Annotated in this window: 14 protein-coding genes; 4 read left to right on the top strand and 10 right to left on the bottom strand. The window is 60.6% G+C overall.

All coding sequences use genetic code 11. The features are described from left to right. Positions 1 to 2: 2 nt before the first annotated feature. Positions 3 to 809 carry an IclR family transcriptional regulator gene (locus AB4Y97_RS00300; RefSeq protein WP_441996991.1) on the bottom strand — a complete coding sequence of 269 codons (807 nt, stop codon included), beginning with the start codon at positions 807 to 809 and terminating at the stop codon, positions 3 to 5. A 112-nt stretch (positions 810 to 921) separates the two neighbouring features. Between AB4Y97_RS00300 and AB4Y97_RS00295 the strand changes: the two genes are divergently transcribed. Continuing rightward, the gene (locus tag AB4Y97_RS00295) at positions 922 to 2,121 is read left to right on the top strand and encodes an aminotransferase class V-fold PLP-dependent enzyme (protein WP_441996990.1); all 1,200 of its coding nucleotides are present in this window, start codon (positions 922 to 924) and stop codon (positions 2,119 to 2,121) included. Between the two features lie 114 nt (positions 2,122 to 2,235). Continuing rightward, on the top strand, positions 2,236 to 3,528 hold the full coding sequence (locus tag AB4Y97_RS00290) for an amidase (RefSeq protein WP_441996989.1): 1,293 nt from the start codon (positions 2,236 to 2,238) through the stop codon (positions 3,526 to 3,528). A gap of 75 nt (positions 3,529 to 3,603) precedes the next feature. Here the strand turns inward: AB4Y97_RS00290 and AB4Y97_RS00285 are convergent, their stop codons facing one another. Together AB4Y97_RS00285 and AB4Y97_RS00280 are read right to left on the bottom strand one after the other, a co-directional pair. After that, the gene (locus AB4Y97_RS00285) at positions 3,604 to 4,224 is read right to left on the bottom strand and encodes a hypothetical protein (RefSeq protein ID WP_441996988.1); all 621 of its coding nucleotides are present in this window, start codon (positions 4,222 to 4,224) and stop codon (positions 3,604 to 3,606) included. 285 nt (positions 4,225 to 4,509) lie between these two features. Next, complete coding sequence (locus AB4Y97_RS00280; protein WP_441996987.1) at positions 4,510 to 5,199, bottom strand: phosphoribosyltransferase; 690 nt, start codon at positions 5,197 to 5,199, stop codon at positions 4,510 to 4,512. 159 nt (positions 5,200 to 5,358) lie between these two features. Between AB4Y97_RS00280 and AB4Y97_RS00275 the strand changes: the two genes are divergently transcribed. Next, positions 5,359 to 6,528 carry a M20 aminoacylase family protein gene (locus AB4Y97_RS00275; RefSeq protein WP_441996986.1) on the top strand — a complete coding sequence of 390 codons (1,170 nt, stop codon included), beginning with the start codon at positions 5,359 to 5,361 and terminating at the stop codon, positions 6,526 to 6,528. On the opposite strand, the gene AB4Y97_RS00270 is transcribed toward AB4Y97_RS00275, so the two are convergent. The 7 genes from AB4Y97_RS00270 to AB4Y97_RS00240 all read right to left on the bottom strand — a co-directional run bounded on the left by AB4Y97_RS00270 (position 6,525) and on the right by AB4Y97_RS00240 (position 14,100). Then, positions 6,525 to 8,312, bottom strand: coding sequence for an adenine deaminase (locus tag AB4Y97_RS00270; protein WP_441996985.1), 1,788 nt, complete (start codon positions 8,310 to 8,312; stop codon positions 6,525 to 6,527). The two genes, AB4Y97_RS00275 and AB4Y97_RS00270, sit on opposite strands and share 4 nt — an antisense overlap. Beyond that, complete coding sequence (locus AB4Y97_RS00265) at positions 8,309 to 9,241, bottom strand: nucleoside hydrolase (protein WP_441997393.1); 933 nt, start codon at positions 9,239 to 9,241, stop codon at positions 8,309 to 8,311. The genes AB4Y97_RS00270 and AB4Y97_RS00265 overlap by 4 nt, the downstream gene beginning before the upstream one ends. A 7-nt stretch (positions 9,242 to 9,248) precedes the next feature. After that, the gene (locus AB4Y97_RS00260; protein ID WP_441996984.1) at positions 9,249 to 10,277 is read right to left on the bottom strand and encodes an ABC transporter ATP-binding protein; all 1,029 of its coding nucleotides are present in this window, start codon (positions 10,275 to 10,277) and stop codon (positions 9,249 to 9,251) included. Beyond that, positions 10,270 to 11,049 carry an ABC transporter permease gene (locus AB4Y97_RS00255; protein WP_441996983.1) on the bottom strand — a complete coding sequence of 260 codons (780 nt, stop codon included), beginning with the start codon at positions 11,047 to 11,049 and terminating at the stop codon, positions 10,270 to 10,272. Before AB4Y97_RS00255 ends, AB4Y97_RS00260 begins: the two co-directional genes overlap by 8 nt. Next, positions 11,046 to 11,873, bottom strand: a complete 828-nt coding sequence (locus AB4Y97_RS00250) for an ABC transporter permease (RefSeq protein WP_441996982.1) — start codon at positions 11,871 to 11,873, stop codon at positions 11,046 to 11,048. Before AB4Y97_RS00250 ends, AB4Y97_RS00255 begins: the two co-directional genes overlap by 4 nt. Before the next feature lie 119 nt (positions 11,874 to 11,992). After that, entirely contained in the window at positions 11,993 to 13,015 is a 1,023-nt protein-coding gene (locus tag AB4Y97_RS00245; protein WP_441996981.1) for an ABC transporter substrate-binding protein, read from the bottom strand. Beyond that, complete coding sequence (locus tag AB4Y97_RS00240; protein ID WP_441996980.1) at positions 13,012 to 14,100, bottom strand: LacI family DNA-binding transcriptional regulator; 1,089 nt, start codon at positions 14,098 to 14,100, stop codon at positions 13,012 to 13,014. Before AB4Y97_RS00240 ends, AB4Y97_RS00245 begins: the two co-directional genes overlap by 4 nt. A gap of 330 nt (positions 14,101 to 14,430) precedes the next feature. Here AB4Y97_RS00240 and AB4Y97_RS00235 point away from each other — a divergent pair, with 330 nt between their 5' ends. Further along, positions 14,431 to 14,721, top strand: coding sequence for a hypothetical protein (locus AB4Y97_RS00235; protein ID WP_441996979.1), 291 nt, complete (start codon positions 14,431 to 14,433; stop codon positions 14,719 to 14,721). Positions 14,722 to 14,761: the final 40 nt, after the last annotated feature.

The raw sequence follows: 14,761 nt of genomic DNA, 5'->3' as shown, positions 1-14,761 counted from the left end.
TGTCAGCGCCAGCCCAGAACCGTCTCGACCCGCTCCGCCGCCGATCTCACGGCATTGGCATAGCGCTTCTGAGCCTGGAGCACCTTGTGCTCCGGCAGCACGATCGACATCGTCGCGACACAGGCTCCCGAGGGATCGCAGATTGGAGAAGCGACGCAGGCCACGGAAAAATCGGACTCGCTGATCTGAACCGACAGGCGCTCCCTGAGCGTGGCCGCCGAGGCATCGGACAGGGCTTCCGCATTGATCTCCGCATGCCCCGTGGGCGAGACGCGCGCGGCCTTCTGGAACAGCGCCAAGCGCTCGGGATTGGGCAAATGGCCGACGAGAAGCCGGCCCGATGCCGTCCAGTTCAAGGGCACACGCGTTCCGACCCGCGAGATCACGCGGAAATGTCCGGGCCCGTCGGCCATGGCCATCACCACCATATGATCGCCGTCGCGACCGCAGATCTGAACGGTCTCCTCGACCTCCCGGCAGAGCTCCTGCATCTCGTGCGTCGCCACGTCCAAAAAGTCGAGGGACCGCGCGTAAGCCAGGCCGTAATGATAGAGGCGTGGCCCAAGCCAGAGAGTGCCGTCGTTCTTCCGTTGCAGAAGATGCTTTTCGACAAGGTCGTCGATGATCGCATAGACCGTCGAAAGTGGAGCGCCGACCGCCTTGGCGACGGCATAGGCGCTGGCAGGAGATTCGTTCTCACGAAGATAGTCGAGGATCTGGATCGCCCGGTCGATTCCGCTGACGCGAGCGCCTCTCGTCTGCTTGGCCTTGACCGGCGCATGCAGGCGGGTCGGTGTCTTGGCGTCCACGGGCATATCTCCTGGCATGGGTCGTCAACATCTGCTTGCCGCACAATAAAATAACTTCCCGAATAATGGAATAGCGACCCGATATCGCTCAATCTCTCGCAAAGGATGCATCATGGACCAGCAGGACATTCGCCAACATCTCGGCCTTCGCCCGATCATCAACGTTTCCGGCACGATGACGTCGCTCGGAGCGTCGATCGTGGTGCCGGAGGCCGTCTCCGCGGTTGCGGCCGTGCTTTCCCAGTTCGTCGAGATCGACGATCTTCAGAAGAAGGCGAGCCAGGTCATCGCCCGGCTATGCGATACGGAGGCGGGCTTCGTGACGGCGTCCTGCTCCGCCGGCATCACCTTGGCCGTGGCGGGTGCCATGACCGGGTCCGATCTGGCCGCCATCGAACGTCTTCCCGATACGAAGGGCTTGAAGGACGAAGTCCTGATCCTGAGCGGCCACATGGTGAGCTATGGCGCTCCGGTCGAGCAAGGCATTCGGCTCTCGGGCGCAAAGGTCGTGACCGTCGGTCAGGCAACCTCGGCGCGGGCCTATCAACTCGATGGTGCGATCACCGACAGGACGGCGGCCGCCGTTTACGTGGTTTCGCACCATACGGTTCAGTATGGCATGATCCCGCTCGATGAGTTCGTCGCCGTCTGTCATGCCCGCGGCGTCCCGGTCATCGTGGATGCGGCATCCGAATACGATCTCAAGGGCTTTCTCGCCACGGGCGCCGACATCGCCCTGTATTCCTCGCACAAGTTCCTGGGGGGGCCGACAGGTGGCATCGTTGCTGGCCGTACCGAGCTCGTCCGCGCGACCTATCTGCAGAATATGGGGATCGGCCGGGGCATGAAGATCGGCAAGGAGGGCATGGTCGGCACGATCGCCGCGCTCGAGGCCTGGGAAAAGCGGGACCATGCCGCCATTCGCGAACGCGAGACCGGCTATCTGAAATTATGGCATGAGACGCTCTCTGGCAGGCCGGGTGTCACGGCTATCATCGAGGCGGATCCGACAAACAATCCTCTCGATCGCCTCAAGGTCGTCGTAGAACCTGCCATCGCGCATATCACCGCCTGGGACCTGGCCGATGCTCTCGCCTCCGGCCCCATGCCGGTCATCGTGCGCGATCATGAGACCGAGCACGGCTTTTTCTATATGGATCCCTGCAACCTGCATCCGGGCCAGGAGACGATCGTGGCACAACGCCTCGTCGACGAATTAGAGAAGGCGCGGCAATCGAACGAGATCATCGCAACCTCCCTTGAGCGCCGACGCAACAGGCGCGCCGAGGCGCTGATGAAATGGCCGGAATAGAGCACGGCCTTTCGATCCCGTATCGATTCCGGTAACTTAAGGGAGGACCCCCGTTCCAAGGAGCAGGGGTCGGTTCCAGGCAGGAAGAACGGCCGCTCTCATCCGGAAAATCTCATGACGAACGTTCGCGATAAGCTCGAAGAAATTCTGGCGCGGCTTGTAAAGCGCACCGACGATGAACGCGTTTATCTTCGGGTCTATCAAGAAGCCGCAAGATCCGCCGCCGATGCGGCGGATGCGCGGAAACGGGATGGCGTGTCGTTGGGCCCGCTCGACGGGGCGATCGTCTCGATCAAGGATCTGCTGGATGTTGCCGGCGAAACCACCACGGCCGGGTCCGTCGTGCTGCGCGACCATCCTCCCGCCACACGCGACGCCGTCGTCGTTCGGCGATTGAGACAGGCAGGCGCCGTGATCCTCGGAAAGACGAACATGGTCGAGTTCGCGTTTTCCGGGATCGGGCTCAATCCCCATTTTGGCACGCCGGGCAATGCAACGGATCCGGAGCGCATTCCGGGTGGGTCGTCCTCAGGGGCAGGCGTGTCCGTAGCGGAGGGGACGAGCGAAGTTTCCATCGGCAGCGATACGGGCGGATCCGTGCGCATTCCCGCCGCGCTCAATGGCGTGGTGGGCTTCAAGCCGACGGCGCGCCGCATCCCCCTCGAAGGAGCTTTCCCGCTGTCATATACTCTCGACTCGCTCGGCCCCCTTGCACGGAATGTCGCCGATTGCGCAGCGACGGACGCCGTCATGGCCGGGGAGGAAGCGCGGACCCTGTCTCCTTATCCGCTGGCAGGTCTCCGGGTCGGTGTGCCGCGAGGCCGTCTCTTCACGGAGATGGAATCGATGGTCGGTGAAGCCTTCGAGGCGAGCCTTGGCAGGCTTGCAACGGCAGGCGCTCGGATCGTGGATTACGATATCGAGGATCTGCTGGATCGCATGGCGGACGCGACCTCACGCACATCGATCGCATCGGTCGAGGCTGCCGAGATTCATGCGGACTGGATCGAGGCGAAGGCAGAGAAGATCGATCCTCGCGTGCAGAAATGGATTGCCAGGCGGCAGAGCATTTCGGCACCTACCTATATTCGGATGATTCGTCGGCGCAATGAACTGGTCGCAGCCATGGATGCAAGGCTCTTGGCGATCGACATCCTCGCCCTGCCGACGACGGCGATCTCGGCGCCATTCATGGCGCCTCTCGTCGCAGATGAAAGCCTTTACAACCAGACCGACACGCTGATCCTGCGCAACACCACGTTCGGCAATCAGTTCGATCTCACAGGCATCTCTATACCCGTTCCTGGTTGGCCGCGTCCGATCGGCTTCATGCTCCTTGCACGTCACGGTCAGGACCGCAGGCTGTTGGAGATTGCATCGAGCGTGGAGCGTGAACTGGTGTACTAAACGCGATAACCACGCCAAGTGGAAGAAAGCCTCCCCGGAATCTCCGGGGAGGCTTCAAGGCGCAGGGAATGACGATCAACGCACATATCTGCGAGCCGGACGGTAGGGAGCTACGTGCCGGACGGTTCTGACCGAGCCGACAGTCGCAACATTTCGATAAACGGGGCGGGCCCGGTATACGGTGCGAACTCCGTACGCAGCATAGGGCCGGTAATATCCGCCACGATAATAGCTCGCCACGGGATACCTGTAGCGGTAGGCATATCTGTAACGCGGGTAGGCATAGGCCGGGTACGTATAAGCGGGATAGGCAGAGGCCACATAAGGTGGATTATAGCCATAGCCGGAGTACGGATAGGAATAACTGGTACCATAATAAGGGTAGTCGTAGCCATAGCCGTAATAGGGATAACCATAGGCAGGCGTCGTTGCCGCGACCGTAAGGCCTCCGAGAAGTGCACCGCCGATCAGTCCGGCAGCCAGCGCTCCACCATTACCCCATCCCCAACCACGATTGCCATAATATCCACCGCGCCAGCCTCCCCACCCGCCGCGATAGAAGCCTCCACCTCGATAGAAGCCCCCGCCATGGGAAAAGCCGCCGCCATGAAAACGCGGTTGAGCCTGTGCCTCTTGAGCGGTGCCGATAGCCACCGCAATAACGGCGGTGCCGGCAAGGAGAACGGATCTCATCATCGCTAGTCTCCAAGATATGGGCCAAGTAGAGCGATCAATTCATCATCGCAGCAAGTCTACAGGCCGATCTTGATATGCCGCTTGACTTAAGACAGTTCCCGTCGTGCGAAGCTTGAGCGGAAAAAAACACGGTGAAGTGATCCACATCCATCGGTTTGGAGGCAGGTTGGGGCGGCAAGGTGCCGCCGAAAGGTGGCTGCTTAATTCGACAGACTTCCCTTGATTGCAGAGGTATATTTTCAGCGGTTGCCTGCGGCGGGACAGGTGTCCATCATGTTGGGCAGGTCATGCCTCCGGGACCCAGCCGTCTTCCGTCGTGCGTTGAAGCAGCGGTGTCTTCAGGACGCCGATCACACGTTCCGGCCATCGCGGATCCATCTCAGTGAGCCTACCACGCCACTTGTCCGTTTGCAGCATTGCCGCGCCGATGGCCACCGGGGTTATTCCACAGAGCGCGAGGAGCCGAAGCGCCGCAACGATGGAGGTGCCGCTGCTGATCACGTCGTCGACGAGAAGAACACGCTTGTTTTCGAGCAGGGGCAGCATGCGCGGATCGACATAAAGATTCTTGATGTGACCCGGGCTCGTGATGGAACTTAAGGGGACTGAAAAATCCTCTCGGTACCAGAACTTGCGTGAGGTTCCGAGCGGAACGTAGCGGCTATGCCCGAGCTTCTTCGCCGTACCGCGCGCCAGCGTGAGGCCGAGCGTCGGCAAGCCCACGACCACCTCCGGATCGTATGAAGCGACCTTCTCGGCCAGATCCGCACAAAGCGCTTCCTCTACCGAAAAGCTCGCCTGATTGATGATCAGCGAGGCAAGCGCATGTTTCCCGTCCGACAGTTCCCTGATCGGCAGGCAGACCTGACGCCCGTCATCGAACTCTGCCGGGAAGAATGTGCGATGTCCCGCATTGGGGCGGCGCTCGAACGTCAAGGAAGGGTGGATTTCCTGCCAGAAATCATGGGGACGCATACAGGATCTCTTTCATGCAAGGCGGATTCTCAAGAAAGGCTTTCGGCCGATTGCCTGCCCCGGCGGACTGACAATTCGTGAAATGCGTTCTAAGTTTATGACTTGCGAACGATAGTTCGACCATCCCAAATGATGGACACAGACAGGAAATTCGACCCTATGCCTCTCCCCAACGCGATTCTCGCGGATGTCTCATTTTTGCAAGATCTGCGCAGGGATATCCATGCGCATCCCGAATTGGGGTTCGAAGAGGAGCGTACGAGCGACATCGTGGCTTCCCTGCTCGAAGAGGCGGGCCTTCAGGTCCATCGCGGCCTCGGAAAAACCGGCGTCGTCGGGACATTGCACCTTGGGAACGGAAGCAGATCCATCGGGTTGCGCGCGGATATGGATGCGCTTGCGATGCCTGAAATGGCGGAACGGCCCTACAAGTCCAGGTTTCCAGGAAAGATGCATGCCTGTGGCCACGATGGGCACACGACGCTGCTCCTGGGTGCCGCGCGCTATCTGGCGCGGACACGCAATTTCTCCGGCAAGGTGCATTTCATCTTTCAGCCCGCGGAAGAAGGCCGCGGCGGCGCGAAGAAAATGGTCGAGGACGGCCTTTTTGATCTCTTTCCCTGCGATGCGGTCTACGGCCTGCACAATATGCCGGGCTTGGCGACGGACGAGATGGCTGTTGTCGCCGGGCCGCAGCTCGCCTCATCCGACAGTTGGTTCGTGACCTTCAAGGGCACGGGCACGCATGGAGCAAAGCCTCATCTGGGTAAGGATCCGATCACGGCGAGCGGTCATTTCCTGTCGGCCTTGCAGACCATCGTCGGACGTGTGGTCGATCCGTTGCAACCTGCTGTCGTCAGCGCCTGCTCCGTGCAGGCAGGTGACCCGAAAGCGCTCAATGTCATTCCAGACATCGTCGAGATCGGGGGAACGGCCAGGGCCTATTCGGCGAAAGTCCGCGATCAGCTCGAGGTCGAGATCGAGCGCTTGGCGCGCGGTGTCGCCGCCATGTTCGGTATCGACGTCTTTTACGAGTTCCGCCGACGCATCCCGCCGGTGGTCAATGATGCCGATGCAACCGCACGTGCTCTCAAGGCAGCGCAAGCTGTCTGCGGTGCCAAGGTCATGACGGAATTTCCTCCCTCGACCGCCGGGGACGATTTCGCGTTCTTCGGGGACGCGGTCCCGGGTGCATATGTATGGCTCGGGAACGGACCCGCCGTTGACGGTGCGCTGCACCACAACACCGCTTATGACTTCAACGACGAGGCCATTCCGACAGGCGTGGCCTTCTGGGCCACGCTCGTCGAGCAGGAACTTTCGGCTTAGGCCAGGATCTCGAGAACCGGCGTTTCAAGGATCGTGCTGGACACAACGTCCGCGATTCCGCGATCGGTTTGATGGGGACCGGCGTTGCAGGCCAATGTCGCGCCGAAACAGGCTTTGAACACGAGATATGGCGGCTGCCAGGGGGCGATGCGGTCAACCGCTGTGCGAAGCTTCCTGAAGCCATTGGCGACTTCCGTCATATCCGCTTCGGACACCAAGCCGCAAAGCGGCAGCTCCAGAAGCGCATCCAGCTTTTCTTCCGACGCCACAGCCATTCCGCCTCCCGCAGCGATGACCGCATTCGCGGCAATGCACATGTCGCGCGGATTGCTGCCAAAGACGGTCAGGTTGTGGCTGTCATGGGAGACTGTGGTGCAGAAGGCTCCATTCCACATGCCCCAGCCGGTGAGGAGGCCGATACGCGGGCGGCTATCGGCCCTGCCATGACGGTGGATTACGGCGATCAGCGTCGCGTCGTTCGGTGGAATGACAAACCCTTCGTGAATATCCGCGACGATCTCGCCCCAACGGGTGAAACGGGGCCGGTCGATTGTGGCGATGCGTGCCTTCTTACCCTTTGCAGGGATCATGAAATCCGCTTCACCCAGCGGTTGAAGCTTCATGGTGTCGCGTAATGGGCCGGCAGCCAGACGAGGCAGGGTAACCCTCATCGCACCGTCAGAGGCGATGTGCCGGCCACTGGCGAAGACGTGGCGGGCTTTGAAATCAATGAGATCGTCGAAGAGCACGAGATCCGCACGCCGGCCCGCTGCAATCAGCCCGAGATCGGCGCGTCCGAGCCGGCTCGCAGCGTTCAGGGTTGCCGCTCGCAAAGCCCATTCGGGGCGCATGCCATAGCGGACGAGCCTGCGCACGACGTCGTCCAATCCGCCGCTTGCGTGCAGATCATCGGGGAAGACGTCGTCCGTGCAAAGCGTCACGGTTTGCGGCAAGTGACCAAGTTCGTCCAGTGCCACCACGAATTCGGGCAGCAAATGGTCGTGCGAGCCCCGAAGCTCGATCGTCAGACCGGCGCGCAGCTTGGCGATCAGATCCTCCCCGGAGATCAACTCGTGATCGGAGCTCACGCCTGCCGCCATGAAGGCATTCAAATCGGCGCCGCTCAGCCCGCGCGCGTGACCGCAGACGAGCTTGCCGGAGACAAGGCCTGCCTGAACGATGCCAGTCATGCGCGGATCGCGGTCGATCACGCCCCGCATGTTCATGACTTCGGCAAGGCCGCCGATTTCCGGCCAGGAGAGTAAGTTCTCCAGCTCCTTCGGACCGAAATCGGCACCGGCCATTTCCAGGCCAGGCGCTGAGGGAACGCACGAGGGTGCGAGCGTGATAACTCGCAACGGCAGGTCGCGAGAGGCTTCAATGGCCCATCCGACACCCGAAAGTCCGCTGACATTGCCGAACTCATGGGGATCCCAGACGATGGTCGTCACGCCGCGCGGCAGGACCGTTTCGGCATAGGTGCTCGGTGTCACCATCGAACTTTCGATATGCATGTGCGTATCGATCAGCCCGGGTGTGATGTAGCTTCCCGTCGCGTCGATGATCTCAGTGGCTTTTGCGAGCGCGCCGGGCTCATGCAGGCTGGCGATCAAGGGACCGACAAGGCCGATATCTGCCAGGCGCAGCTCACCCGTCACCATATCGACAAGCGTTCCGCCCGTGATCAACACATCGAAGGGTTCATCGCCTCGTGCGGCGGCCACGGCCCGGTCACGTAGGGCGGGATCGTTCAAGTCCGCAGGCTCCTGCTTGCGAGAGTTCATCGTCCGGCCTCCATGCGGAGCGCGTTCAGCGACAGGGAACGCGCTTTGTCTACATCGATCGTGTCGGCGACATGCGCATTGAACGCGGCATTGTAACGAGAATCGACGACGGTCCGTCCACGAGTATGAAATCCGCCAAGCTCCACCTCGATGCGTGCGGGCTTGAAGCGAACAATATCCTGGAATGCGAAAGCAATGGCGGCGATCGGATCATAAAGCGCCATCGCCGGACGTCGGCGCTGGATGGCGATATTGATAAAACCCTCCAACATGTCCGCGAGAACGGCAGCATTCCTTCCGGTTTCGGCGCGTATGGGCTCAACGGCGGTCGGGTCGACTAGAACCTTGCGGCAGATATCGAGATCGACCACCCGGAGTGGAATGCCGCTGGCGAGCACGATGGCAAGCGCTTCGGGGTCTGCGAAGGCATTGAACTCCGCAGATGGAGTGTGATTACCACTGGTGACGCCCCCACCCATCCACGTCAGCTCGCCGATTCGTGCCGCGAGATCCGGACGTGCCAATGCAAGCGCCGCGATATTGGTCAGCGGTCCGAGGGCAAGAATCCGGCGTGGCGTCTCATCGGTATCTAGGTTCGATTCCAGCCACCGGCTCAGAGCAAGAAAAGCATTGCTGTGAGGGAGCGCTGTTGCCGGTGGCAACACTCTGCCCGTCGTCGGTATTCCGCTTTCGCCAAGGATATTCTGCGCCGTTTCAAGCTTTCCCAAGGTCGACAGCTTGCGCCCGCAATGAATCGGAAAGTGCCAGTCGAAAGCCTTTGCCGCCCGGGCGGCATTGTCCTTGATGACCTCCAAGGGCGCATTGCCGAAGACGAGCGAGACGCCGTCGATCTCTAGCTCCGACTGGCTGACGATCAGAATCGCCAGAATGTCGTCGAAACCCATATCGGTGTCGATCCAGATTCCCATCGCGACCTCACGCGAACCGCGACAATTGCGCCGCGTCCTCAAGAGGAAGGTTGAAATCGAGCGACGTGCCGAGTTCGTGGGCCGGAACGCCTGCATCGACTTCGGCCTTGATCGGCCCGAGCGGCGTATCGAGCAGATATTCCCGGGTACGACCGGCGAATGACGTGCCGCGCACCGTACCCCGATAGGGGCCTTCGCCGAGCCTGATCGCATTCGGGCGCCAGGCGACACCGGCGATACCGACCGGAGCGGGTTTGGATAGAGTAATCAAACCCCGCGACGTTTTCAGCTTTCCGTCTTCAAGGGCGAAGACATTCTCGAATCCGACGAAGTCGGCGACGAAGGCGGAAACCGGCGCGTTGAAGATCTGCTCGGGCGTCCCGATCTGCTCGATGCGGCCGTCAAGCATGACGACGATGCGGTCTGCCAAGGCCAGCGCCTCGACCTGGTCGTGCGTCACGAAGATCATCGTGATGCCGCTTTCCTTCTGCACGCGCTGCAGTTCCGTGCGCATCTCGAGACGGAGGCGGGCATCGAGGTTGGAGAGAGGCTCGTCGAGGAGGAGCACCTTCGGTTCCATGACCATGGACCGCGCAAGGGCGACGCGCTGCTGCTGTCCGCCGGAAAGCTCGGCAGGCTTGCGATCTGCAAACTTGCTCAAGCCGACGGATTTCAGCCCGTCCCAGACGCGTTTCTCCAGTTCCGTCTTTGGTATTTTCTTCAGACGTAAGCCGAAGGCTACATTCTCGAAGACCGAGAGATGCGGGAAGAGGGCGTAGGATTGGAACACCAAGCCGACCGCGCGCTTGTTCGCACCGACATGGGTAATGTCGACGCCATCGAGCCGAATCTTGCCCGATTTCGGTTTCAGGAGGCCTGCAATCGAACGCATCGTCGTCGTCTTGCCGCAGCCGGAAGGGCCGAGCAGGGCGACGAGTTCTCCTCTCTTGATGTCAAGATCGAGGTTCTTGACGGCGGTGGTATCGCCATAGGCCAGCGTCAGCCGCTCGAGGGTCAGGAAGGAAGCATCAGACATAACGAGAGAATCCCAGAAAGCGTTCGGCCAGAAACACGATGCCGATGGACATGAAGGCCAGCAGTGCCGAGAGTGCGGCAACAGACGGATCGTAAGTGGTTTCGAGATAGGCGAGCATGTCGATGGGCAGGGTCCTCACCCCAGGGCCTGACAAGAATAGCGAGACCGGAACCTGGTTGAAGCTCGTGACGAAACCCAGGATGAAGGCGGCAAGGATGCCGCCGCGAATGCTAGGCAGGACCACGCGGAAGAAAGCACCCAGCCGCGAGCAGCCGAGAAGGACAGCAGCTTCCTCGATATCGCTCCGCAGGTTGACCATGCTGGCGGACACCACACGGACGGCATAGGGCAACACGAGAGCCGTATGAGCCAGAAAAAGCGCGAGCGTGATGTTGAATCCGAGCGGAATGACCAGATAGCGCAGCAGTGCCAGGCCGACGATGATGCCCGGCACGATGATCGGCGCGGAGACGATGGTCCGAACCGTTTCGCCGAAGGGCACCTTATAACGGGCAAGAGCGTAGGACACCGGAATGCCAATCACGAGCGCGGCCAGCGTTCCGAGGATCGCGAGCATCATCGACATGACGAAGCTTGCCCGGAAACTCTCGACCTCGAAGACCTTCAGAACCCATTTGAGGGAGAAGCCCTGCGGCGGAAAGGCCAGCGTATCGCCGGCCGACAACGAGGCGGCGACGATAATGAAAAATGGACCGATTAGGAAAAGCATGACGGTCGTCAGAATGACCGTCGACAGAAGGCGGGACATCATCGCTTGGCCCTCGCGGTTGCGAGACGTTTCAACAGCAGGTTTGCGGAGAAGCTCATGACGATGAGGATCATCGCGATAACGCTCGCGGAAGCGAAATCGTTGGCGACCGTGACGCGCTGGTAGAGCAATGTTTCCAGCATGAGAACCTTCGAGCCGCCCAGAATGGCGGGAGTGATATAGGCCGTTAGCGAGCCGGTGAAGACGAGCGTTCCGCCGATGACCAGACCTTCCTTGGTGAGGGGAAGAATGACCTTCCAGAAAACCTGAAGCCAGTTCGCGCCGAGGACCCGCGCGGCGGGGATCGCATCGCGAGGCATGTTCTCGAGGGCGCTGATCAACGCGATGATCATCAGCGGCAGGAACAATTGCAGAAGGCCGATGAAAACGGCCGTCTCGGAGAACAGAATCCGGATCGGCTCATCGGTCAGGCCCAGGCCGGTCAGGGCCTGATTGATGAAGCCGGTGCGGCCGAGGATCACGATCCACGCATAGGTTCGCGCCACCGGCGAGATCATGAGCGGCAGCACGACCAGTCCGACCATCCGTCCGCGTCCCTTGGGCGGAAGGTTCACGATGCAAAGAGCCGTCGCATAGCCGATGATCGCCGCGACCACCGTCACCATGGCACCGAGCTTGAGGGTGCGGATAAAGACGGTGAGGTTCAGCGGTGTGGTGAAGAACGACACGTAGGAGGCCAGCGACCAGCCATCGGCCGCACGCGTTCCTTCCGACAGAAGGATCACAACGGGAACGATGAAGATGACCGCCGCGAACAAGACGGCGGGAAGAGCGAGAGCCAAGGATTCGGCTCGGTTCTGAAACATGAGGGATCAGCCCGTATTTGCGTCCGGCGCGGCCATCATCACGACCCGGCGATGGCCCCGGTTCGGGAGGAATCGGGGTCATCGCCATTCAGCAGGAGACCGTTACAGAAACTTGTTTATTATTGCCCGACCTTGGCGTTCCACTGCGTGAGCCAGCCATCGCGATTGTCGAGGATGGCCTCCGCCGGCTGCAGGTCCAGCGTCTTCACGATGTCTTCGCCATAGGTCAGGTTGTCGGCAATGGCCGGAGGAAGCTTCACTTCCTTATTGGCCGGGCTGTCGACAAGGCGTTCGGCGAGCTTGGTCTGGATTGCGGTGGAAAGCCAGTAATCCATGAATTCCAGCGCCAGATCCTTGTTCTTTGCGCCCTTCACCAGCACCATTACGTTCATGCCGCCGGTCTGACCCTCTTTCGGCGAGGCCCACTTGATCGGGAAATTCATTTTGGCGAACCCTTCCCAGGCGAAGCGACCGATCGGGGCCGCCCAGATCTCTTCCTGCTGCATCAGCTGCACGAGCTGCGACGAGCGGACATAGAAGGTGGTGAAATCGTCCTTGTGCTTCGCAACTTTCTCGATCGGCGCTTTAAGGTCGGGCGTATTATTTCCCATGGCCTTGCCGATCATGTAGAGGGTCGGTGGGCCCTGATTGGTGGTGACATTCGGAAACGCGACACGGCCGGCAAGTTCCTTCGAGAACAGGTCGTTCCAGGAATTGATCGTGACCTTGTCGGAGCGATAGACGATGGATGTCGCGTAGAACGTGTATCCGACGCTCAGGTTGCCGCCGATGGGATCCTTCGCGATATCATAGAGCTTATTGTAGTTGGACAGTTTGGATGTGTCGATGGGCGCGATCAGTCCGGCGCGCGAGGCGGCCAATGCGTCCGGCGTTGAGACGACCGCCATGTCGACGACCGGATTGTTCTTGTTGGCTTCGAGCTTTGCAAGACGCTCGACGCTGTTGCCGGTTTCGACCACCACCTTGCAGCCGCATTTCGCCTCGAAGGGATCGTAAAGGATCGTCTTGAAAGCATCCTGTGCGAAACCGTAAACAGAAATGACGAGCTTGCGCTCCTGGGCCTGGGCCGACGGCATGCAAAGCATTAAAGCCGCGCCGGATGCGAGAAGAATCTTTCTCATAGTAACGCTAGTCCTCCTGGGGATTGAACTCTGATAACCGGTGCCGGACCGCTCGACTGGCGGACGACGAGTTGCATGGGCACGCTCGATGTCTTGGCCGCGGCAATGCCGTGCGGATGGGACGAGGCTTCCGCCTCCTCGCTGTCGCTTCCTGTCCCGCGGCCTTCGGCCTCGATGACATCGAGCAGACTGGCGACTGCGATTTCGGCAATGGTGGCCATGTCCATGCGCATGGTCGTGAGGGCGGGTGTGACGACAGGCGACCAGATCAGATCGTCGAAGCCCGTCACGCTGGCCTCTTCCGGCACGTGGATGCCGCCGCGCTGCAGCTCCATCAGTGCGCGCAAGGCGTGAAGGTCGGAAACCGCGCAGAATGCCGTAAAGCCCTCTCGTACTTTGGAAACGAGCCCCAGATCGCAGCCTTTCGACATCGCCCGCTCGCGATCCTCAATCCAGATGACTTCGCTCGCCGCGTCACGGGGGAGGGGGGATCGAATGCCCCCGATACGGTCGTTCTGCACGTTGGAGTTCGCGCTTCCGCCAATAATGATGAAGCGACGGTGCCCTTGGGACAAAAGATGTTGGGCGATTTGCTCGCCGCCGTTCCAGTGATCCGCCGCAACGGTGTTGCCGGGGGTCGATGGACTATCGATGACGGCAACGGGCCGCCCGATGTCGCCGATGCGTGTTCCTCTCCTCGGTACGACGATAAGCCCATCGGCCCCGCGTTCCAGAAGCCGATTGATGGCGTCCGTCTGGCTTGCGACGTCGCCACGGGAATCGGCGATGAGGACGCCATAGCCGCAATTCGTAGCGGCATGCTCTATCGCTTGTGCGATCTGCGGGAAGAGCGGGTGCGCGATGTCGGCCAGAACAAGTCCCAACACGCCGCTGCGTCCCGTGCGCAAGGCCTTGCCTGTCATGCTCGGGATGTAACCGATCTCGGTCGCCTTTTTCCGGATTTTCTCGATCAGGTCGGCCGAAACGCGCCCCTTTCCGGACAGAGCATTGGAAACGGTCGCTACAGAGACACCAAGCGCCGCGGCAATATCGCTTAAGCTAGGGCGCGAGCGCAGGGTGGACACGATGGGGAACCGTTGTGATTAACCGTTTAATCACACTACTTCAATTTCGGCATATGTCGAATCTTAATTTACAAAGGTTGGTTTGTGCTGGCCGGCCTCGCGGGTTACGAAATCCCGGCCGTGAATATTGTCTCGAAAATGAGAACCTCTCTCAGCGAAAGCGTATTCGAGGCTCCCTGCGGAGACATGCCGGCCTATGGCCTAAGCCTCTCACGTCGTCGGGAGGCGCGGCCGGACAGGGACATTGAACGGCTGCCGGTTAGTGCGGCTGGCGGTGGTGTGATATTCTGACCGGGAACTGCGGATTCCTCAATGCGATAGGAGGCGGCCATGTATGTCGTCATCCGTAAGTTTCATAAGATGCTCTCGGTGGCCGAGGTCGCACGCCGTGTGGAAAGCGGCATCGGCCAGATGATGAAGCGGTCCCCTGGCTTCCAGGGTTGCTACGTGTTCGATGCGGGGAACGGGGCCGGCGGATCCATCACACTGTTCGAGACGCAGGAAGCCGCCATGGCGGCGAACGAAAAGGCGCTGGTCTGGATCCGGGCGAGCCTGATCGATCTCATCGAGGGAGAACCAGATATCATGGCGGGGGAAGTGTTGGCCACGGTTGTTCCTTGATGCGACACTGTGAAGAAGTGCCCGAACCGATCCTCGCGGC

The organism is Microvirga sp. 2TAF3 (assembly GCF_052114965.1).
Taxonomy (GTDB): Bacteria; Pseudomonadota; Alphaproteobacteria; order Rhizobiales; family Beijerinckiaceae; genus Microvirga.
Note: the sequence above shows the minus strand (reverse complement) of the source record. Positions and strands in the feature narration are given on the sequence as shown.

Coding starts and splice junctions, on each gene's coding strand:
- AB4Y97_RS00235 (WP_441996979.1), top strand. CDS start 14,431: ATGTATGTCGTCATCCGTAAGTTTCATAAGATGCTCTCGGTGGCCGAG.
- AB4Y97_RS00275 (WP_441996986.1), top strand. CDS start 5,359: ATGCCTCTCCCCAACGCGATTCTCGCGGATGTCTCATTTTTGCAAGAT.
- AB4Y97_RS00250 (WP_441996982.1), bottom strand. CDS start 11,873: ATGTTTCAGAACCGAGCCGAATCCTTGGCTCTCGCTCTTCCCGCCGTC.
- AB4Y97_RS00260 (WP_441996984.1), bottom strand. CDS start 10,277: ATGTCTGATGCTTCCTTCCTGACCCTCGAGCGGCTGACGCTGGCCTAT.
- AB4Y97_RS00290 (WP_441996989.1), top strand. CDS start 2,236: ATGACGAACGTTCGCGATAAGCTCGAAGAAATTCTGGCGCGGCTTGTA.
- AB4Y97_RS00255 (WP_441996983.1), bottom strand. CDS start 11,049: ATGATGTCCCGCCTTCTGTCGACGGTCATTCTGACGACCGTCATGCTT.
- AB4Y97_RS00280 (WP_441996987.1), bottom strand. CDS start 5,199: ATGCGTCCCCATGATTTCTGGCAGGAAATCCACCCTTCCTTGACGTTC.
- AB4Y97_RS00265 (WP_441997393.1), bottom strand. CDS start 9,241: ATGGGAATCTGGATCGACACCGATATGGGTTTCGACGACATTCTGGCG.
- AB4Y97_RS00270 (WP_441996985.1), bottom strand. CDS start 8,312: ATGAACTCTCGCAAGCAGGAGCCTGCGGACTTGAACGATCCCGCCCTA.
- AB4Y97_RS00285 (WP_441996988.1), bottom strand. CDS start 4,224: ATGATGAGATCCGTTCTCCTTGCCGGCACCGCCGTTATTGCGGTGGCT.
- AB4Y97_RS00295 (WP_441996990.1), top strand. CDS start 922: ATGGACCAGCAGGACATTCGCCAACATCTCGGCCTTCGCCCGATCATC.
- AB4Y97_RS00245 (WP_441996981.1), bottom strand. CDS start 13,015: ATGAGAAAGATTCTTCTCGCATCCGGCGCGGCTTTAATGCTTTGCATG.